Origin of the sequence: Micromonospora sp. KC723, assembly GCF_004348595.1 — a bacterium.
Lineage (GTDB): Bacteria > Actinomycetota > Actinomycetes > Mycobacteriales > Micromonosporaceae > Micromonospora.
Map to the genome: position 1 here is coordinate 12,691 of NZ_SMKD01000036.1, position 19,678 is coordinate 32,368.

Annotated in this window: 17 protein-coding genes; 12 read left to right on the plus strand and 5 right to left on the minus strand. The window is 72.2% G+C overall.

Annotated features, from left to right (window positions below):
• Nucleotides 1-132: 132 nt before the first annotated feature.
• The 4 genes from E1165_RS11050 to tkt all read right to left on the minus strand — a co-directional run bounded on the left by E1165_RS11050 (nt 133) and on the right by tkt (nt 7,830).
• Entirely contained in the window at nt 133-1,149 is a 1,017-nt protein-coding gene (locus E1165_RS11050; protein WP_132390425.1) for a glucose-6-phosphate dehydrogenase assembly protein OpcA, read from the minus strand.
• A 112-nt stretch (nt 1,150-1,261) separates the two neighbouring features.
• Entirely contained in the window at nt 1,262-4,417 is a 3,156-nt protein-coding gene (zwf, locus tag E1165_RS30710) for a glucose-6-phosphate dehydrogenase (protein ID WP_371687329.1), read from the minus strand.
• A gap of 76 nt (nt 4,418-4,493) precedes the next feature.
• Nucleotides 4,494-5,675: a transaldolase gene (tal, locus tag E1165_RS11060; protein WP_132390427.1), complete on the minus strand. Its 1,182-nt coding sequence runs from the start codon at nt 5,673-5,675 to the stop codon at nt 4,494-4,496.
• 16 nt (nt 5,676-5,691) lie between these two features.
• A complete protein-coding gene (gene tkt / locus E1165_RS11065) occupies nt 5,692-7,830 on the minus strand; it encodes a transketolase (RefSeq protein WP_132390429.1) in 2,139 nt (712 codons plus the stop codon).
• Between the two features lie 283 nt (nt 7,831-8,113).
• On the opposite strand from tkt, the gene E1165_RS11070 reads away from it, so the two are divergent.
• The 3 genes from E1165_RS11070 to E1165_RS11080 all read left to right on the plus strand — a co-directional run bounded on the left by E1165_RS11070 (nt 8,114) and on the right by E1165_RS11080 (nt 10,553).
• Entirely contained in the window at nt 8,114-9,073 is a 960-nt protein-coding gene (locus E1165_RS11070) for a heme o synthase (protein WP_132390431.1), read from the plus strand.
• A gap of 218 nt (nt 9,074-9,291) precedes the next feature.
• On the plus strand, nt 9,292-9,624 hold the full coding sequence (locus tag E1165_RS11075) for a hypothetical protein (protein WP_132390433.1): 333 nt from the start codon (nt 9,292-9,294) through the stop codon (nt 9,622-9,624).
• Between the two features lie 8 nt (nt 9,625-9,632).
• A complete protein-coding gene (locus tag E1165_RS11080; protein ID WP_207916830.1) occupies nt 9,633-10,553 on the plus strand; it encodes a RimK family alpha-L-glutamate ligase in 921 nt (306 codons plus the stop codon).
• A 57-nt stretch (nt 10,554-10,610) separates the two neighbouring features.
• On the opposite strand, the gene E1165_RS11085 is transcribed toward E1165_RS11080, so the two are convergent.
• On the minus strand, nt 10,611-11,573 hold the full coding sequence (locus E1165_RS11085) for a heme A synthase (protein WP_207916828.1): 963 nt from the start codon (nt 11,571-11,573) through the stop codon (nt 10,611-10,613).
• Between the two features lie 98 nt (nt 11,574-11,671).
• On the opposite strand from E1165_RS11085, the gene E1165_RS11090 reads away from it, so the two are divergent.
• The 9 genes from E1165_RS11090 to E1165_RS11135 all read left to right on the plus strand — a co-directional run bounded on the left by E1165_RS11090 (nt 11,672) and on the right by E1165_RS11135 (nt 19,631).
• The gene (locus tag E1165_RS11090) at nt 11,672-12,424 is read left to right on the plus strand and encodes a metalloregulator ArsR/SmtB family transcription factor (RefSeq protein WP_132390439.1); all 753 of its coding nucleotides are present in this window, start codon (nt 11,672-11,674) and stop codon (nt 12,422-12,424) included.
• Nucleotides 12,421-13,851, plus strand: coding sequence for a Fe-S cluster assembly protein SufB (gene sufB, locus E1165_RS11095; protein WP_132390441.1), 1,431 nt, complete (start codon nt 12,421-12,423; stop codon nt 13,849-13,851). Before E1165_RS11090 ends, sufB begins: the two co-directional genes overlap by 4 nt.
• A 60-nt stretch (nt 13,852-13,911) precedes the next feature.
• On the plus strand, nt 13,912-15,054 hold the full coding sequence (gene sufD / locus E1165_RS11100) for a Fe-S cluster assembly protein SufD (RefSeq protein WP_132390443.1): 1,143 nt from the start codon (nt 13,912-13,914) through the stop codon (nt 15,052-15,054).
• Nucleotides 15,054-15,380, plus strand: a complete 327-nt coding sequence (locus E1165_RS11105) for a non-heme iron oxygenase ferredoxin subunit (protein WP_132390445.1) — start codon at nt 15,054-15,056, stop codon at nt 15,378-15,380. The genes sufD and E1165_RS11105 overlap by 1 nt, the downstream gene beginning before the upstream one ends.
• Nucleotides 15,380-16,153, plus strand: coding sequence for a Fe-S cluster assembly ATPase SufC (sufC, locus tag E1165_RS11110; protein ID WP_132390447.1), 774 nt, complete (start codon nt 15,380-15,382; stop codon nt 16,151-16,153). The genes E1165_RS11105 and sufC overlap by 1 nt, the downstream gene beginning before the upstream one ends.
• Before the next feature lie 26 nt (nt 16,154-16,179).
• Entirely contained in the window at nt 16,180-17,484 is a 1,305-nt protein-coding gene (locus tag E1165_RS11115; protein ID WP_132390449.1) for a cysteine desulfurase, read from the plus strand.
• A 1-nt stretch (nt 17,485) separates the two neighbouring features.
• A complete protein-coding gene (sufU, locus tag E1165_RS11120) occupies nt 17,486-17,962 on the plus strand; it encodes a Fe-S cluster assembly sulfur transfer protein SufU (RefSeq protein WP_132390451.1) in 477 nt (158 codons plus the stop codon).
• Complete coding sequence (locus tag E1165_RS11125) at nt 17,959-18,369, plus strand: metal-sulfur cluster assembly factor (RefSeq protein WP_132390453.1); 411 nt, start codon at nt 17,959-17,961, stop codon at nt 18,367-18,369. Before sufU ends, E1165_RS11125 begins: the two co-directional genes overlap by 4 nt.
• Before the next feature lie 656 nt (nt 18,370-19,025).
• Nucleotides 19,026-19,631, plus strand: coding sequence for a LysE family transporter (locus E1165_RS11135; protein WP_132390479.1), 606 nt, complete (start codon nt 19,026-19,028; stop codon nt 19,629-19,631).
• Nucleotides 19,632-19,678 lie beyond the last annotated feature (47 nt).

Here is a 19,678-nt window from a genome sequence, read left to right on the forward strand (position 1 = left end):
TGTGCCTTCGTTTCCGGGCCGCGTCCACGCGGTCCCTGTCGTCGTGCCCGGGAGGGCCGGTCGACCCGTTCCGTCGCGGGCCACACCGCCCCGGTCCGTGCCGGCGACGGCCCGTCACCGGCACGGCGGCGGTCAGTGGTTCGCGCTGGTGCCCGTGTGCGCGGTCACCCCGGCCTCGGCGCGTCGTGCCGTGGCCGGATCCTTCCACACGTGCACCCGCTGGGCGGGGCGCTGCTCCAGGCCGGTCAGGCCGGCCGCGGCGCCCAGCGCCTCGGCGTACACCTGGTCGGCGTCGAGCCGGCGCAGTTCCTCGGCCAGCTCGTCACCGAGCGGGCGACGTACCAGCGGCAGCATCCGGTCGTCCTGGCCGGTACGCCGGAACGTCGCCACGCTGTCGTCGCGGGTGAGGGTCAGCTCGTCGCCGTTGGCGCAGCGCAGCTGCACCTCCCGCATCCGGGGGTACGCGTCGGTGTGCTCCCAGCGCGGGTCGATGCCGAGCCGGGCGGCCAGCCAGCCGCGCATCAGCGCCGCCGTCGGGTCGGTACGCGGCGCGACCACCGTCGCCTCGGTGACCCGGGCCTCGGTGGTGTCGAACGCCCCGGCGACCAGGGTGCGCCACGGGGTGATCCGGGTCCAGGCCAGGTCCGTGTCGCCCGGGGCGTAGTCCCGGGCCCGCTGCCGCAGCGCCTCGATCGGGTCGGCGGCCTGCGCGGAGTCGGTGATCCGCCGGTCGGCGACGACGCCGAGGAAGTCGGTGGCGATCTCGTCCGGTGGCTCGCCGTGCCACCAGGTGACCACCGGGACGTCCGGCACCAGCAGCGGCATCACCACCGACTCGGCGTGCAGGGCCAACCGGCCGTACATCCTGGTCACGACGGCCTCGCAGGGGCCGAGCCGGCCGCCGACGACGATCTCCGCGTCCAGCCGGTTGCGTTCCCGTTCGACGTCCGAGCGGACGACGACCAGCAGCCGGCACGGGTGGGCCGCGGCGGCGATGGTGGCCGCCGCCTCCGCCTCCCGGACCCGCTTCTCGTCCACCACCACGATCAGGGTGAGGGCCATTCCGCTGGCCACCCCGCCCGCGCTGCGCCGTTCGGCGGCGAGCGCCTTGACCACCTCGTTGCCGGTGGTGTCCCACAGGCCGATCACTGGGGCCTCCCGCTCTGTTCGCTTCGACTCTGCACGCCCGCCGTGCGGCGGCGTCCGGTCACGCCCGCCGTGCGGCGGCGTCCGGTCACGCCCGCCGTGCGGCGGTGCCCGGTCACGCCCGCCGCCAGGCGCGGCCCTCGCGGGCCAGCATCTCGTCGGCCGCCCGTGGCCCCCACTCGCCGGCCCGGTACGGCTCCGGCTTCGTGCCGGTCCAGGCGTGCTCCAGCGGATCCACCACCGCCCAGCTCTGCTCCACCTCGGCGGCGTCCGGGAACAGCGTCCGGTCACCGATCAGCACGTCCAGCACCAGCCGCTCGTACGCCTCGGGGCTGGACTCGGTGAACGCCTCGCCGTACTGGAAGTCCATCGCGATGTCGCGGACCTCCATCGTGGTGCCCGGCACCTTCGAGCCGAACTTCAGCACCACGCCCTCGTCCGGCTGCACCCGGATGACCAACTGGTTGGGGCCGAGCGACTCCATGTCGGCGGCATTGAAGGGCAGGTGGGGGGCCTTCTTGAAGATGACGGCCACCTCGGTGACCCGGCGCGGCAGCCGCTTGCCGGCCCGGATGTAGAAGGGCACCCCCGCCCAGCGCCGGTTCTGGATGCCCAGCTCGACGGCGACGTACGTCTCGGTGGTCGAGTCCGCCGGCACGCCCTCCTCGTCCAGGTAGCCGACCGCCCGCTGGCCGCCGACCCAGCCGGGCAGGTACTGCCCGCGCACGGTGCCGCGGGAGATGTCCTTCGGCAGGGTGATGGCCTTGAGCACCTTCAGCTTCTCGGCCCGGATCTCGTCGGCGTCGAAGCTGGTCGGCTCCTCCATCGCCACCAGGGCGAGCAGCTGGAGCAGGTGGTTCTGGAGCACGTCGCGGGCGGTGCCGACCGAGTCGTAGAAGCCGGCCCGGGTGCCGATGCCGACATCCTCGGCCATGGTGATCTGCACCGAGTCGACGTACTTGGAGTTCCACAGCGGCTCGAAGAGGTTGTTGGCGAACCGCAGGGCGAGGATGTTCTGGACCGTCTCCTTGCCCAGGTAGTGGTCGATCCGGAACACGTCCTGGCGGGTGAAGACGTCGTCGACCAGGTCGTTGAGCTCCTTGGCCGAGGACAGGTCGTTGCCGAACGGCTTCTCCACCACGACCCGGCGCCAGCCGCCGCACTTCTCGTTGTCCGCCATGCCGGTGCGGGCCAGCTGCTTGAGCACCACGGGGAAGGCCGCCGGGGGGATGGAGAAGTAGAAGGCGGCGTTGCCGTGGATGCCGTGGCTGTCGCGCAGGTCGTCCAGGGTGCTCGCGAGCCGGTCGAAGGCCGCGTCGTCGTCGAACGATCCGCCCACGAACTTGATGTTGCCGGCCAGCCGGGACCACACCTCCTCCCGCCACGGCGTGCGGGCGTGCTGCTTCGCCGCCTCGTGGGCCAGTGACTCGAAGTCGCCGTCGCCCCAGTCGCGCCGGGCGAAGCCCAGGACCACGAATCCGGGGGGCAGCAGCCCCCGGTTGGCCAGGTCGTAGACCGCCGGCAGCAACTTCTTCCGCGCCAGGTCACCGGTCACCCCGAAGATCACCAGAGCGCAGGGCTCCGGGATCCGGGGGAGTCGTCGGTCCTGCGCGTCGCGCAGCGGGTTCACGCCGCCTCCTCGCTCGGTCTGGTCCATGTCGTCCATCGTCCCGTCCGCCATCGTGCCGATCGCATTCCGCAGCTGTGCCAAACCGGCCGTCCGGTCGGTCAGGTGCAGCCGCAGCACCGGCCGGCTCCGGTCGGCCAACGCCTGCCGGTCACCGGCGGCCCGCGCCGCCTGCAACTCCCCGAAGGAGTACGGGCGTCCCGGCACCGGCAGATCGCCGTCCACCGCTCCGGTGACCTGAAGATAGCCGCCCACCGGCGGCCCGCTCGGGTCGTACCATTCGGTGGAATGCGGCAACCGGCCCCAGCCGAAGGTCACCGGCCGGCCGACCGCCCGCGCCAGCGCCGGCCGCAGCCGGGCCGCGTCGGCGTCGGCCACCCGGTCCAGGTACGCCGTCACGGCCAGGTGGCCGCCGTCGCACACCTCGGCGGCCAGGTGGCGCAGCACGCCGCGCAGGTCGGTGGGGGCGCCCGGCGGGGCGTACACCTCGATGGCGCCCTCGGTGAACGAGGGTGCCGGTGGCCCGGCGGTGGGGGCCCGACGGATGTCCGGGCTACCGGCGGCGTCCGGCGGGTCGGACGGGTCGTCGCCGCGCGTCGCCGCGGTGACCGCCGTCGCGTACTCCCAGGCCAGGAGGTGCGCGCCGAGCGGACCGGTCACCGCCAGGTCGGCGGCACACCCACCTCCGGGGACCGCCTGCGGGGTCAGGGCACCGCCGTAGCTGACGGTCAGTACGTCCGGCCCGCGCACGCCGGGCGCGTCGGGGGACTCCACCGGCACCGGCCGGATCCCGGCCGTGGCGAGCAGTCGCGCGACCCAGTCACCGAGGCCCTCCAGGCCGGTGCCGTCGGGGACCAGCACGACGGTGTCCCGCCCGCCGTTGGCCGCCGCGGCCAGCGCCGCGCCCAGCGCCAGGGCCGGACTGCCCTCGTCGCGGGCCAGCGACGCCGCGAACGCCTCGGCGTCGTCCAGCACGGCGGTCACCTCGACCCCGGCCAGCGCGGCCGGGACCAGGTCGAGCGCGGTCAGCGCCGGGTACCGGCCGTCCGGTCGCGGGTCCACCGGCAGCACCAGCACGCCCGACCCGTCGGCGGTGGCCGCCAGCGGCGAGCCGGGTGTGGTCACCACGACGAAGTGCCGCGCCGCCTCGGCCTTGATCATTCCAGCGTCCAGGAACGCCCGCCAGTACGCCCGCCCCAGGCCGTCGACCGTCACCGAGTCGCCGCGCGGGTCGGCCAGCACGACCACGGTCCGGTCCAACCGGTCGGCCAGCGCCGCGCGCAGCCGCCCGGGGTCGGTGCCGTCGAGCACGGTCAACGGCCGACCCAGGGTGCGGGCCATGGCTTCGGCGGACAGTGTCGTGCCGGCCGGCCCGGCGAGCACCACGTGGTCCAGGTCGCCGAGCTCGGCGACCAGTTCGGCGAGCTGGGCGAGCAACTCCCGGCGGCTGCGGGGGGCGTCCGCCGGGACCGGGCCGGACCGGTCCGTCTGCCCACGCCCCGCCGGGTCCGGTCCGGCCAGCCTCGCCGGGAGGCCACGGGCGACCAGCTCCGCCCGCAACGCCGCGACGCCGTCGACGCCGTCGGCACCGTGCACGGCGAACCCGGCGGTCGTGACCGCCGGGCCGGCCATCAGATCGGTCATGTCGCCGTCCGTCCAGGATCGGCGGTGACGTCCCGCGCCGCGGGGCGCTGCCCCGCGACGCGTCCGAACGCCATCGTCACGCGTTGCCGCCGGCCTGGGCGGCGGCCTGCGCATTGCCCTTCGCGGCCGCACCCGGCCGGTTGCTGCCCTTCGCCGCCTCGGCCAGCGACCTCCGCACCCCGTCGAGCAGCTCCTGCCAGCTGGCTTCGAACTTCTCCACGCCCTCGCGCTCCAGGGTGGCGATCACGTCGGTCATGTCCACCCCGGCCGACTCCAGGTCGGTGAAGACCTGCCGCGCCGCGTCGTACGACCCGGTGATGGTGTCGCCCCGGGTCTCGCCGTGGTCGGCGTAGGCGTGGATCACCGACTCGGGCATGGTGTTGACCGTGCCGGGGGCGATCAGCTCCTCGACGTAGACGACGTCCCGGTAGTCCGGGTTCTTGGTCGAGGTCGACGCCCACAGCGGCCGCTGCGGGTGGGCGCCCGCGTCGGCGAGGGCCTGCCAGCGGTCGGAGGAGAACACCTCGCCGTAGCGCTCGTAGGCGAGCTGGGCGTTGGCGACGGCGGCCTTGCCGCGCAGCGCCTTGGCCTCGTCCGAGCCGATCTTCTCCAGTCTCTTGTCGACCTCGGAGTCGACCCGGGAGACGAAGAAGGAGGCCACCGAGCCGATCTTGGAGAGGTCGTGGCCGTTCGCCCTCGCCTGCTCCAGGCCGGCGAGGAAGGCGTCCATCACCTGCGAGTAGCGGTCCAGGCCGAAGATCAGCGTCACGTTCACGCTGATCCCCTCGGCCAGGGTGGCGGTGATCGCCGGCAGGCCCGCCTCGGTGGCCGGGATCTTGATGAACAGGTTCGGCCGGTCCACCAGCCACCACAGCGCCTTGGCCTCGGCGACGGTCTTCTCCGTCTCGTGGGCCAGCCGGGGGTCGACCTCGATGGAGACCCGGCCGTCGACGCCGTTGCTCGTGTCGTACGAGGGGCGCATCACGTCGCAGGCCCAGCGCACGTCGTACGTGGTGAGCATGCGGACGGCCTCCTCGACGTCCACGCCCCGGGTGGCCAGCTCGCGCAGTTGCCGGTCGTACTCGTCGGCGTCGCTCAGCGCCTTCGCGAAGATGGTCGGGTTGGTGGTCACCCCGGCCACGTGCTTCTCCCGGCGGAGCTGGTCCAGCCCGCCGGAGCTCAGCCGCACCCGGGAAAGATCGTCGAGCCAGACCGCCACGCCCGCGGCGGTGAGTTCGCTCAGCCTGTCCGTCGTCATACCGTCCACGCTCCCCTCAGTTGCCGGTCGTGAAACCGGTGATGTCGCCCACCCGGGTCAGCGCCGCGTGCGCGGCGGCCACGATCCGGTCGGGGGTGAACCCGAACTGCTCGAAGAGCATCGAGTGCGGGGCGCTCGCGCCGTAGTGCTCCAGGCTGACGCTCTCGCCGCAGTCGCCGACGATCCCCCGCCAGGACATGGCGATGCCCGCCTCCACGCTCACCCGAGCCTTTACCCCGCGTGGCAGGACCGACTCCCGGTACGCCTCGTCCTGCTCGAAGAACCACTCCTGGCAGGGCATCGAGACCACCCGGGTCGGGGTGCCGTCGGCCTCCAGCCGCTCCCGGGCGGTGAGGCAGAGCTGCACCTCGGAACCGGTGCCGACGATGATCACCTGCGGCTTGCCGTTGGACGCCTCGGCGAGCACGTAGCCGCCCCGGGCCACGCCCTCCGCGCCGGCCAACCGCTCGCGGTCCAGCGTCGGCAGCGCCTGCCGGCTCAGCGCCAGCGCGGTCGGCCGGTCGGTGTGCTCCAGCGCCTGCCGCCACGCCCAGGCGGTCTCGTTGGCGTCGGCGGGCCGGACCACGTCCAGGCCGGGGATGGCGCGCAGCGCGGTCAGGTGCTCCACGGGCTGGTGGGTGGGGCCGTCCTCGCCGAGACCGATCGAGTCGTGCGTCCAGACGTAGACCACCGGCAGCCTCATCAGCGCGGCGAGCCGCACCGCCGGGCGCATGTAGTCGCTGAACACCAGGAACGTGCCGCCGTACGGGCGGGTGCCGCCGTGCAGGGCGATGCCGTTGAGGATCGCGCCCATGGCGTGCTCACGGATGCCGAAGTGCAGCGTGCGGCCGTACTCGTGGCCCGGGAAGTCCTTCGTGGCGTGCACGGCCGGGATGAACGACGGCTCGCCCTTCATGGTGGTGTTGTTGCTCTCGGCCAGGTCGGCCGAGCCGCCCCACAGCTCCGGCAGCACCGGGGCGAGGGCCTCCAGCACCTTGCCGGAGGCGGCCCGGGTGGCGATGCCCTTGGCGTCGGCGGGGAAGGTGGGCAGGGCGTCCGTCCAGCCCTGGGGGAGCACCCGGCCGGCCATCCGGTCGTAGGTCGCCTTGCGTTCGGCGTTCGCGCCGGCCCAGGCGTCGAAGGCCTGCTGCCACTGCCGCTGGGCGGCCTCGCCGCGGCCCATCACCTGCCGGGCGTGGCCCAGCACCTCCTCGTCGACCTCGAAGGTCCGCTGCGGGTCGAAGCCGAGGATCCGCTTGGTGGCGGCCACCTCGTCGGCGCCGAGCGCCGAGCCGTGGATCTTGCCGGTGTTCTGCTTGTTCGGAGCGGGCCAGCCGATGATGGTGCGCAGCGCGATGAAGGAGGGCCGGCCGGTCTCGGCCTTGGCGGCGAGCAGCGCCTGGTACAGCGCCTCGACGTCCTCGTGGTAGTCGCCCCGGTCGGCGTCGCCGGCCCGCCAGTCGACGGTCTGCACGTGCCAGCCGTACGCCTGGTAGCGGGCCGCGACGTCCTCGCTCTTGGCGATCCGCGTGTCGTCCTCGATGGAGATCTCGTTGTCGTCGTAGATCAGGCAGAGGTTGCCCAGCTGCTGGTGCCCGGCGAGCGCGCTGGCCTCGTGGCTGATGCCCTCCTCGATGTCGCCGTCGGAGGCGATGCACCAGATGTCGTGGTCGAAGACCGAGGCGCCCGGCTCGGTCTCCGGGTCGAACAGGCCCCGCTCGCGGCGGGCCGCCATCGCCATCCCGACCGCGTTGCCCAGGCCCTGGCCCAGCGGGCCGGTGGTGGTCTCCACGCCCGGGGTGTGGCCGTGCTCCGGGTGGCCCGGGGTGAGCGAGCCCCACTGCCGCAGCGACTTGAGGTCCTCCAGGCTCAGGGGGTAGCCGGAGAGGAAGAGCTGGATGTAGAGGGTGAGGCTGGAGTGGCCGGCGGAGAGGACGAACCGGTCGCGGCCGGGCCAGTTCGGGTCGGCCGGGTTGTGCCGCATCACCCGGTTGAAGAGCAGGTACGCCGCGGGCGCGAGGCTCATCGCGGTGCCCGGGTGGCCGTTGCCGGATTTCTCTACGGCGTCCATGGCCAGCACGCGGACGGTGTCGACGGCCCGACGGTCGAGGTCGGACCAGTTGAGTGCGGGGTGCTCGGGTCGGTTGGCAGCCACGATGGTTGTGCTCCTCGGCAGATGGGCGGAACCCTCACTGGTGACCCTATCGAGCGGCCGTAAACGTCCGCCCGGGGATCTCTGCACGTACCTGGGTACGTGCCTGACACGGTGATCGTTCAGGGCCGGGCGGGGCGTGTTCCACCGAAGGTGTGACGGCTCGCACCGTTGACGGGTCGCCCGGGCAGCCAAAACGACGCCGCGTAGTCTGTGGGGCGGTGTGTGGGCCCGGTCGGGTCCGGCCGACCCGTCTCCCCCTGCCGAAGCCGGAAGGTGGCAATCCGTGAGCATGATCACCGAGCGCCCCGTCAGCAACTCTGCCGGGCAACCGCCGGTGCGCACGGTGGCCGAGGAGTCGGCGACACCGCGCCGCGACGTCCGGGCCGTGGTCTCCGCCTACGTCGCGCTGACCAAGCCGCGGATCGTCGAGCTGCTGTTGGTGACGACGGTGCCGGCGATGATGCTCGCCGACGGTGGGATGCCCTCGCTCTGGCTGGTGGCGGTGGTGCTGGTCGGTGGTTCGCTGGCCGCCGGGGCGGCCAGCGTCCTCAACTGCTACATCGACCGGGACATCGACCAGCTGATGCGGCGCACCAAGCGTCGCCCGCTGCCCGCGCACACCGTGTCGCCGCGCAACGCGCTGGTCTTCGGGCTGGTGCTGGCGGTGGTGTCGACGGCGCTGATGGCGGCGCTCACCAACCTGCTGGCCGCCGCGCTGACCCTGGCCGCGATCGTCTACTACGACCTCGTCTACACGCTCTGGCTCAAGCGCACCACCACGGCGAACACCTTCTGGGGCGGGGCGTGCGGGGCCGCCCCGGTGCTGATCGGCTGGGCGGCGGTCACCAATTCCCTGGCGCCGCAGGCGTGGGTGCTGTTCGCGGTGGTCTTCTTCTGGCAGATGCCGCACTTCTACCCACTGGCCATGAAGTACAAGGACGACTACGCCCGGGCGGGGATTCCGATGCTGCCGGTGGTCGCCTCGGCCCGCCGGGTCAACGCGGAGATCCTGGTCTTCGCCTGGCTGACCGTGCTCGCCTCGCTGGTGCTGTGGCCGTTGGGTATGAGCCTGGTCTACGGTGTGCCGACCCTCGTGGTGGGGGCCGTCTTCCTCGTCGAGGCGCACCGGCTGTGCCGTCGGGTGACCCGGGGGCAGGCGGTCAAGCCGATGCGGCTGTTCCACTGGTCGACCACCTACCTGACCATCCTCTTCGCCGCCGTCGCGCTCGACGCGCTGGTCTGACGCCCGTCCGGGGTGCGGGAGGGCGTGCTTCCCCACTCTCGATCGCAGGGCAGTAAATCGGGCATACCAGGTCTTAGCGGGCCGTCCGTTTTCGGTCATCGTTTCCGGCAAGTCCGGGTGAATCGCCTGCGCTTTTCCGTAAACCTGTTCGTAATTGGCATCACAAAAGGTTCATCGTTCTCGCCCGGACGGGTGCGTCTCTGCTTAGGCTGCCCGTCATGGCAGATGGTTCCGATACAACGCTGACGACTGAGCAGGACGTGGAGCAGGCCCCCAACGGCCTGGTCGCCGGCATCAAGTCGTTCGCCGCCGGGCATGGCGGCGCGAAAGCGGTCATCGAGTACGTCGGCAAGCGCGGGGCCCGCATCGTCCTCGTCGGCTCCGACGGCGCGTGGGCCGACCAGTTCGCCGACGACACCGTCGTCGCGCGGCAGGCGTGCGCCAAGGCGGGCGTCACCGTGGAGAACGCCTGGGAACGCGAACTCATGGACCAGATGCGTCCGAGCAACGACCTCTGGCGGTCCATGGCCCGGCGCACGATGGCCCGTTGAGAGATGTCGTGACGGACCACCAGGCGGCCCGGGGGAAACCCCGGGTCGCTCTCGTCACCTGTGACCGGCTCACCGACCTCGACCCCGACGACCGGCTCGTGCTCGCCCCGCTCGCCGGCCGGGGTGTCCGCGTGGACCCGGCCGTCTGGGACGATCCCGACGTCGACTGGCCGGCGTACGACCTGGTCGTGCTCCGTTCCCCGTGGGACTACGCGCTGCGCCGCGACGAGTTCGTGGCCTGGGCGGACACCGTGCCGCAGCTGGTCAACCCGGCCGACGTGGTGCGCTGGAACACCGACAAGCGGTACCTGGGCGAGTTGGCCGCCGCCGGCGTCCCGACCGTGCCGACCTCCTGGGTCGACCCGGGAGCGGACTGGACGCCCCCGGCCGGCCCCGGCCAGTACGTGGTCAAGCCGGCGGTCAGCGCCGGCAGCCAGGACACCGGCCGCTACGACCCGGCCGATCCGCAACACCGGGAACTGGCCGTCGCGCACGTGCGTCGGCTCTCCGCGGCCGGGCGGGTCGCCATGGTCCAGCCGTACCTCGACGCCGTGGACACCGCGGGGGAGACCGCGCTGCTCTTCCTGGCCGGTCCGGACGGCCTGACCCTCAGCCACGCCATCCGCAAGGGTCCGATGCTGGACGGCCCGGACCTCGGCGTCGAGGGGCTATACCGCCCGGAGGACATCACCGCGCGCTCCGCCACCCCCGACCAGTTGGCCGTCGCGGAGCAGGTCCTGGCCGCCGTGCCCGGCGGGACGCAGCGGCTGCTCTACGCCCGGGTGGACCTGATCCCGGGCGCGGACGGCAGGCCCGTCCTGGTGGAGCTGGAACTGACCGAGCCGTCGCTGTTCGTCGGGTACGCCGACGGCGCCCCCGACCGGCTCGCCGACGCGATCGTCACCCACCTGGCCCGCCGCCGGGGCTGACCCGCCGGTCCCGCCGCCGGCCGCGCCCGGCCGGGCGCGGACACCGGCCCCGCCGGGTCAGGCGGCGGCGGGGACGCGGTCGGCGGCCGGCGTGGGCTGCGGGGTGGGCTCGACCGGGCGGCGTTCCCGGGTCGACCAGAGCACCGACAGGGTGGCCAGCAGCACCAGGCAGGAGCCGAGCATGTGCGCGCCGACCAGGAACGCCGGCAGGTCGGTGAGGTACTGCACGAAGCCGATCACGCCCTGACCCAGCTCGACGGCGACCAGCACGAGGGCGGCCCGGGCGGGGCCGGCGGCGCCGACCGCCCGGAAGGCGAAGACCAGCGCCACGGAGAGGCCGATCAGCAGGAACACGACGTCGGCGTGCACCTGGGAGATCTGCTCGGGATCCAGGCCGTTGCGGGCGGCCCCGCCGTCGCCGGCGTGCGGCCCGCTGCCGGTCACCCAGGTGCCCACCACCAGCACCGAGGCGCTGACCGCCGTGGTGAGCGCCGCCAGGGCGCGCAGCGGACCGGGCACCACGGGCACCGCCGGCCCGTCCGGCTCGGTGATCCGGCGCCACAGCGCGTACGCGGCGGCGATCACCGCCATCGAGGCGAGGAAGTGCAGCCCGACCACCCACGGGTTGAGGTTGGTCAGCACGGTGATCCCGCCGACGACCGCCTGCGCGGGGATGCCGAACAGCACGGCCACCGCCAGCGGCAGCAGCCGGCGCCGACGCGGCCGGTGCGCCAGCACCGCCAGCACCACGGCGAGTGCGATGGCCCCGACGGCGAAGGCGAGTAGCCGGTTGCCGAACTCGATCACCCCGTGCACGCCCATCTCCGGGGTGGCCGTGTACGACTCGTCGGTGCACCGAGGCCAGGTCGGGCAGCCCAGGCCGGAGGCGGTGAGCCGGACGGCCCCGCCGGTGACGACGATGGCCACGTTCGCCACGAGCGAGGCGTACGCGAGGCGGCGCAGCAGGGTCTCGGAGACCGGGAACCGGACGGAAGCCTTCACATCGCGAATCCTACGCACTGTAGTGGAGCCCGATCGGGCGGCTCCGCCGTCCCGGTGTCGGGGATCACCGAAGGTCCGGTTTGCGGGCCTGGGGCGAATTACGTAACGTTGCCGTTGTGAAAAACGCGGCGGCGCTCTCCGGGCACCCGCCGGTGACCGTGCCGGTCACCGGCGTGCCGCCGTCCGCCGATCTTCCCACCCGTGACCGGGTCACCCAGCTGCTGCTGGAGCAGGGCGCGACCACCGCCGCCCAGCTCGGCTCGGCGCTCGGGCTGAGCCCGGCCGCCATCCGCCGGCACCTGGACGCGATGCTCGCCGACGGCGACGTGATCGCCCGGGAACAGGTCGTGCGGGGCAGCCGGGGCCGGGGTCGCCCGGCGAAGGTGTTCCTGCTGACCGACGCCGCCCGGGGCCGGTGCGGCACGCACCACTACGACAACATGGCCACCGAGGCGCTGCGCTGGATCGCCCGCAGCGGCGGTTCCGAGGCGGTGGCGGCGTTCGCCACCGAGCAGGTCGCCGCGCTGGAGGCGCGCTGCCGGGCCGCCATGGAGGACGCCGGGGACGACCCGCTCGCGCGGGCGGAGGCACTCGCCGCCGCGCTCACCGCCGAGGGTTACGCTGCCAACGCGTCCACGATCGCCTCCGGCGGCCAGCTCTGCCAGCACCACTGCCCGGTGGCGCACGTGGCCGCCGAGTTCCCCCAGCTGTGCGAGGCCGAGACCGGGGTCATCTCCCGGCTGGTCGGCACCCACGTGCAGCGCCTGGCCACCATCGCCCACGGCGACGGGGTGTGCACCACGCACATTCCGGCCCAGCCGCGCGCCCAGTCCGGTAACACCGTCACCACTGTGAGGACAGATAGATGACCGAGCAGATCGTCCAGCCCCTGACCCAGGAAGAGCAGCTCGCCGCCCTCGGTCGCTACGAGTACGGCTGGGCCGACCCCGACGCCGCCGGGGCGGTTGCCCAGCGTGGCCTCAGCGAGGCGGTGGTGCGGGACATCTCGGCCAAGAAGAACGAGCCGGCCTGGATGCTCGACCTGCGCCTGAAGGGCCTGCGCCTGTTCGGCCGTAAGCCGATGCCGGCGTGGGGCGCCGACCTCACCGGGATCGACTTCGACAACATCAAGTACTTCGTGCGGTCCACCGAGAAGCAGGCCACCAGCTGGGAGGACCTGCCCGAGGACATCAAGAACACCTACGACAGGCTGGGCATCCCGGAGGCGGAGAAGCAGCGGCTGATCGCCGGTGTCGCGGCCCAGTACGAGTCCGAGGTCGTCTACCACAAGATCCGCGAGGACCTGGAGGAGCAGGGGGTCGTCTTCCTCGACACCGACACCGCCCTCAAGGAGCACGAGGATCTGTTCAAGGAGTACTTCGGCACCGTCATCCCGGTCGGCGACAACAAGTTCGCCGCGCTGAACACCTCGGTCTGGTCCGGCGGCTCGTTCATCTACGTGCCGAAGGGCGTGCGCGTGGAGATCCCGTTGCAGGCCTACTTCCGGATCAACACCGAGAACATGGGCCAGTTCGAGCGGACCCTGATCATCGTCGACGAGGGCGCGTACGTGCACTACGTCGAGGGTTGCACCGCGCCCATCTACTCCTCGGACTCGCTGCACAGCGCCGTGGTGGAGATCATCGTCAAGAAGAACGCCCGCTGCCGGTACACGACCATCCAGAACTGGTCGAACAACGTCTACAACCTGGTCACCAAGCGCGCCGTGTGCCACGAGGGCGCGACCATGGAGTGGATCGACGGCAACATCGGCTCCAAGGTGACCATGAAGTACCCCGCCGTGTACATGACCGGTGAGCACGCCAAGGGCGAGGTGCTCTCGGTGGCCATGGCCGGCGAGGGCCAGCACCAGGACGCCGGCGCCAAGATGGTGCACGCCGCGCCGCACACCAGCAGCACGATCGTGTCGAAGTCGATCGCCCGGGGCGGGGGCCGCACCTCGTACCGCGGTCTGGTGCAGGTGCTGGAGGGCTCGCACCACAGCCGGAGCACGGTCAAGTGCGACGCGCTGCTGGTCGACACCATCTCCCGCTCGGACACCTACCCGTACGTCGACATCCGCGAGGACGACGTGGCGATGGGGCACGAGGCGACCGTCTCCAAGGTCAGCGAGGACCAGCTCTTCTACCTGATGAGCCGGGGCCTGAGCGAGGACGAGGCGATGGCGATGATCGTGCGCGGCTTCATCGAGCCGATCGCCAAGGAGCTCCCGATGGAGTACGCCCTGGAGCTCAACCGCCTGATCGAGCTGCAGATGGAGGGCGCGGTCGGCTGACGCCGCCCGACCCTCCCTCCGCTCAATGACACCGTCGTCCCGGAACAGACCAAGGAAGAGATGACTACCCAGGCTTCCGCGCCGCCCAGCACCAAGTCGCAGGCGCTCCGCTCGTACGACGTCGCCGACTTCCCGGCCCTCACCGGCCTGGAGGAGGAGTGGCGTTTCACCCCGCTCAAGCGCCTGCGCGGCCTCGTCGGCGAGGCGCAGGCCGCGTCCGCCGCGGTCCGCCACGAGTACGGCGACCTGCCCCAGGGCGTCACCGTCGAGCGGGTCGTCCGGGACGACCCGCGGGTGGGCGGCGTGCTCACCCCGGTCGACCGCGTCAGCGCGCTGGCGTACGGCGGGACCGGACAGGCGCTGCTGGTGTCGGTGGCCGCCGACGCGGTGGTGGACACCCCGGTGGTCCTGCGGGTGGTCGGCGAGGGCGCGGACGGGCTGGCCTTCGGGCACACCTACGTCGAGGTGGGGCGCTTCGCCGAGGTGATCCTGGTGCTGGAGCAGGTGGGGTCGACGACCCTGGCCGACAACGTCGAGGTGTCGGTGGCCGACGGCGCGAAGCTGACCCTGGTCACCGTCGCCGACTGGGCCGCCGACGCGGTCCAGGCCCAGCACCTGAAGATCAGGCTGGGTCGGGACGCCAAGGCCACCCACGTGCAGGTCACCCTCGGCGGGGACCTGGTCCGGCAGTACACCTCCGTGGAGTACACCGGCCGGGGCGGCGAGGCCGAGCTGTACGGCCTCTACTTCGCCGACTCCGGGCAGCACCTGGAGCACCGGCAGCTGGTCGACCACAACGTGCCGGACTGCCGCAGCTACGTCGGCTACCGGGGCGCGTTGCAGGGCGACGAGGCCCGGACGGTCTGGGTGGGCGACGTGCTGATCCGCGCCGAGGCGACCGGCACCGACACGTACGAGATCAACCGGAACCTGCTGCTGTCCGACGGGGCGAGGGCGGACTCGGTACCGAACCTGGAGATCGAGACCGGCGAGATCGCCGGGGCCGGCCACGCCAGCGCGACCGGCCGCTTCGACGACGAGCAGCTGTTCTACCTGATGGCCCGGGGTATCCCGGAGGCCGAGGCCCGCCGCCTGGTGGTCCGGGGCTTCTTCGCCGAGCTGATCAACAAGATCCCCGTCGAGGAGCTGCGTGAGCGGCTCGGTGACGCGATCGAGGCCCGGCTCACGAAGGCCGACGCCTGATGATCCGGATCTGCGCGACCGAGGACGTGCCGAAGGGCAGCGTGATCAGCGCCGACGTGGACGGCACCCAGATCGCCCTGGTGCACGGCGAGGACGACCGGTTCTACGCCGTGTACGACGAGTGCTCCCACGCCGCGGTCGCCCTCTCCGAGGGCGAGGTCGAGGGCTGCACGCTGGAATGCTGGCTACACGGATCCCGTTTCGACCTACGTACCGGCGAACCGACCGGCCTGCCCGCCACCGAACCCGTTCCCGTCTACCCCGTCGAGATCCGCGACGGTGAGATCTACATCAGCCTGACGCCGAGCAATGGAGTGACCCGATAATGAGCACCCTGGAGATCCGCGACCTGCAGGTGTCGGTGAAGCTGCCGGAGGGTGAGCTCAAGCCGATCCTGCACGGCGTCGACCTGACCGTGAGGTCGGGGGAGACCCACGCGATCATGGGACCGAACGGTTCCGGGAAGTCGACCCTGGCGTACTCGATCGCCGGCCACCCCAAGTACGAGATCACCGGCGGCTCGGTGACCCTCGACGGCGTCGACGTCCTGGAGATGTCCGTCGACGAGCGGGCCCGCGCCGGCCTCTTCCTGGCCATGCAGTACCCGGTCGAGGTCCCCGGTGTCTCGGTGGCGAACTTCCTGCGTACCGCCAAGACCGCCATCGACGGTCAGGCGCCGAAGCTGCGTACCTGGGGTGGCGAGCTGCGTGGGGCCATGGAGCGCCTCCAGATGGACCCGGCGTTCGCCCAGCGCAACGTCAACGAGGGTTTCTCCGGCGGCGAGAAGAAGCGGCACGAGATCGTGCAGCTGGAGCTGCTCAAGCCGAAGATGGCCATCCTCGACGAGACCGACTCCGGCCTGGACGTGGACGCGCTGCGCGTGGTCAGCGAGGGCGTCAACCGGGTCCGCGACACCGGTGACACCGGCCTGCTGCTGATCACCCACTACACCCGGATCCTGCGCTACATCAAGCCGGACTTCGTGCACGTCTTCGTCGCCGGCCGGATCGTCGAGCAGGGCGGCCCGGAGTTGGCCGACACGCTGGAGGAGTCCGGCTACGAGCGTTACGCCGCCGGGGCCGGTTCGGCGCGGGCCTGACCACACGAACGACAGGGGCTGTTGAGATGACCACCACCGTCATTCCCGAGGGGATGCCGCAGTACGACGACGTGCCGCGTTTCGACGTGGCCGCGGTACGCGCCGACTTCCCGATCCTCGACCGGGAGGTCAACGGGCACCGGCTGGTCTATCTCGACAGCGCCAACACCTCCCACAAGCCGCGGCAGGTGCTCGACGTGCTCGCCGAGCACTACGCGATGCACAACGCCAACGTGTCGCGCTCGGTGCACACCCTGGGCACCGAGGCGACCGAGGCGTACGAGGGCGCGCGGGCGAAGGTCGCCGCGTTCGTCAACGCCCCGAGCGTGGACGAGGTGGTGTTCACGAAGAACTCCACCGAGGCGATCAACATCGTGGCGTACGCGTTCTCGAACGCCTCGCTGCGACCCGACGCCGACCCGCGCTTCCGGCTCGGGCCGGGCGACGAGATCGTGATCTCCGAGATGGAGCACCACTCGAACATCGTCCCGTGGCAGCTGCTGGCCGAGCGGACCGGCGCGACCCTGCGCTGGTTCCCGGTCACCGACGCCGGGCGGTTGGACGAGTCGGGGCTGGAGGAACTGGTCACCGAGCGGGCGAAGATCGTCTCGCTGGTGCACACCTCCAACATCCTCGGCACGGTCAACGCCACCGCACGGATCACCGAGCGGGTCCGTCAGGTCGGTGCGCTGCTGCTGCTCGACTGCTCCCAGTCGGTGCCGCACATGCCGGTGGACGTGGTCGACCTCGACGCCGACTTCATCGTCTTCACCGGGCACAAGATGTGCGGTCCGACCGGCATCGGCGTCCTCTGGGGCCGGGGCGACCTGCTCGCCGCGATGCCTCCGGTGCTCGGCGGCGGCTCGATGATCGAGACGGTCTCGATGGCGGGCTCGACGTTCGCCGCGCCGCCGGCCCGGTTCGAGGCGGGCACCCCGCCGATCGCCGAGGCGGTCGCGCTCGGCGCGGCGGTGGACTACCTCACCGGCATCGGGATGCGCGCCATCCAGTGGCACGAGAAGGAGCTGACGGCGTACGCGCTGGACGCCCTCGCCACCGTGCCCGGGTTGCGGATCTTCGGTCCGGCCGTGCCGGTCGGTCGGGGTGGGACGATCTCGTTCGCCCTCGGTGACGTGCACCCGCACGACGTGGGGCAGGTCCTCGACTCGCTCGGCGTGCAGGTGCGGGTGGGGCACCACTGCGCGAAGCCGGTGTGCAGCCGGTTCGGGGTTCCGGCGATGACCCGGGCCTCGTTCTACCTGTACACCATGACGGAGGAGATCGACGCCCTGGTGGCGGGGCTCGAGCAGGTGCGGAAGGTGTTCGACTGACATGCAGCTCGACCAGCTCTACCAGGAGATCATCCTGGACCACTACAAGCACCCGCACGGCCGTGGCCTGCGCGACGCCGAGGACCCGCAGGCCCGGGTGGCCGAGGCGCACCATGTCAACCCGACCTGCGGTGACGAGATCACCGTCCGGGTGGCCACCGACGGCGACCGGTTCGCCGACATCTCGTACGACGGGATGGGCTGCTCGATCAGCCAGGCGTCGGCGAGTGTGCTGCACGAGCTGCTCACCGGCCGGGGCGCGGGTGAGGCGTTCGTGGTACACCAGGCGTTCGTGGAGTTGATGTCCGGCCGTGGCCAGGTCACGCCGGACGAGGACGTGCTCGGTGACGGGGTGGCGTTCGCGGGTGTCGCGCGCTACCCGGCCCGGGTCAAGTGCGCGCTGCTGCCGTGGATGGCGTTCAAGGACGCCGCGGCACGCGCCGGGGTGGGCGCGAGCCCGACGGAGGTGAAGGCATGAGCGAGGACACCGCTACCGCGGCGACGCCGGAGACCGGCGACGCCGCCGCGACGCCGCAGACCGGTGCCGTGGCGGCCGGCGGCAGGGCCGCCGTCGCCGACATCGAGGAGGCGATGAAGGACGTCGTCGACCCCGAGCTGGGCATCAACGTGGTCGACCTCGGCCTGGTGTACGGCGTGCACGTCGACGACCAGAACGTCGCGACGCTGGACATGACGCTCACCTCGGCGGCCTGCCCGCTGACCGATGTGATCGAGGACCAGGCCCGGCAGGCGCTGACCACCGGGCCCGGCGGAGGACTGGTCGACGACATCCGGATCAACTGGGTCTGGCTGCCGCCGTGGGGTCCCGACAAGATCACCGACGAGGGGCGTGACCAGCTGCGCTCGCTTGGCTTCAACGTCTGATCATCGCTACGTCGAGCGCGGGCGCCCTGTTCCGGGTACCCGCGCTCGACGCGTCTATGACTCCGCTCCGGCAAGCCAGGGGACGAGCACGGCCGCGTCGGCGACCCAGCGCGTAACCTGCTCCCGCTCCGGCGCGGTCAGCGGCAGCGCCCGCAGCCGGGCCCCCACTCGACAGGTACGGCCTCGTCTGCCGCCAGGTCACCGCGAAGCCGAGGGCCTGCCAGAACGCCAGGTTCTCCTCGACCGACACGCAGTGCAGCATCGGCACGACGGTCTCGTTGGGCTGGACACGATCCACGGTCCTCGGCGCCCCTTCTGGGTAGCGGTCGGACGGCCCGGCCATTGTGTCCGCAGGCGGTGGCCCGGCGGCCACGCGGACCTCGACAGTTTTCCGGGCCCCTGCTTGGCGGGCGCGAGGGTTCTCCGGACACGCCGCACCTGATCTGCGCCCGCGTCGGGTGGATCCCGCCGTTGCCCGGACGGAGCCAAAACCAGAGGCGGGACGGCCCGGTGCCGGGCCAGAATGGCGCGGTGATCGAGGCGTACCGGATGCGGGTCCCTGTTCGTGCGGCCACCACCGCGCGCCGACAGCGGACCGCCTCGGCGTCGGTCGCGACCCGTCGCCCGCCGTCGTGACGGCGGCCTTCCTGGCGGGCATGATCGCGGGGTACGGGGTCGCGATCCCGGTCGGCGCCATCGCCGTGCTCGTCATGGGGTTGGCCGCGCGGACCTCGTTCCGGGTGGGTGCCGCCGCCGCGCTCGGGGTCGCCACAGCCGACGGTCTGTACGCGGCGGCCGCGGCGCTCGGCGGAGCCGCACTCGCCTCCGTGATCACCCCGATCGCCGGCCCGCTGCGGGTGGCCGCCGCTGTGGCGCTGTTCGGTCTGGCCGTCCGCACCGCCTGGTACGCGCTGCGTCCAGCGGTCGGTCCGACGCCGGCCGCCATTCCTCGCCGGGGCTTGGACAGCCCGTTCCGAGCCTTCGCCGGAGTGCTCGCGCTGACCCTGCTGAACCCGGCCACCGTGGTCTACTTCGCGGCGCTCGTCCTCGGCCGCCGGGACTCCACGGACCCGGACCTGCCGGCCGCGTCGGCGTTCGTGCTCGGGGCGTTTCTCGCCTCGGCGAGCTGGCAACTACTGGTCGCCGGTGGCGGTTCCCTGGTCGGCCGGGTGCTGACGGGTCCGCGCGGGCGCCTGGTCACCGCCCTGCTCTCCAGCGCGTTGATCGCCGCGCTCGCCGTGGCCACCCTCCTGCCGGCCTGAGCCGTCGGTCCACTTCCGAATTCGTTTCGTGCGGGCGCCGCTTGGTG

Excerpts from the sequence above, each read along its gene's own strand:
- E1165_RS11125 (WP_132390453.1), top strand. The coding sequence starts at position 17,959 with ATGAGCGAGGACACCGCTACCGCGGCGACGCCGGAGACCGGCGACGCC.
- E1165_RS11135 (WP_132390479.1), top strand. The coding sequence starts at position 19,026 with ATGATCGCGGGGTACGGGGTCGCGATCCCGGTCGGCGCCATCGCCGTG.
- tal (WP_132390427.1), bottom strand. The coding sequence starts at position 5,675 with ATGACGACGGACAGGCTGAGCGAACTCACCGCCGCGGGCGTGGCGGTC.
- sufU (WP_132390451.1), top strand. The coding sequence starts at position 17,486 with ATGCAGCTCGACCAGCTCTACCAGGAGATCATCCTGGACCACTACAAG.
- E1165_RS11075 (WP_132390433.1), top strand. The coding sequence starts at position 9,292 with ATGGCAGATGGTTCCGATACAACGCTGACGACTGAGCAGGACGTGGAG.
- E1165_RS11105 (WP_132390445.1), top strand. The coding sequence starts at position 15,054 with ATGATCCGGATCTGCGCGACCGAGGACGTGCCGAAGGGCAGCGTGATC.
- zwf (WP_371687329.1), bottom strand. The coding sequence starts at position 4,417 with ATGACCGATCTGATGGCCGGCCCGGCGGTCACGACCGCCGGGTTCGCC.
- sufD (WP_132390443.1), top strand. The coding sequence starts at position 13,912 with ATGACTACCCAGGCTTCCGCGCCGCCCAGCACCAAGTCGCAGGCGCTC.
- E1165_RS11115 (WP_132390449.1), top strand. The coding sequence starts at position 16,180 with ATGACCACCACCGTCATTCCCGAGGGGATGCCGCAGTACGACGACGTG.
- sufB (WP_132390441.1), top strand. The coding sequence starts at position 12,421 with ATGACCGAGCAGATCGTCCAGCCCCTGACCCAGGAAGAGCAGCTCGCC.
- sufC (WP_132390447.1), top strand. The coding sequence starts at position 15,380 with ATGAGCACCCTGGAGATCCGCGACCTGCAGGTGTCGGTGAAGCTGCCG.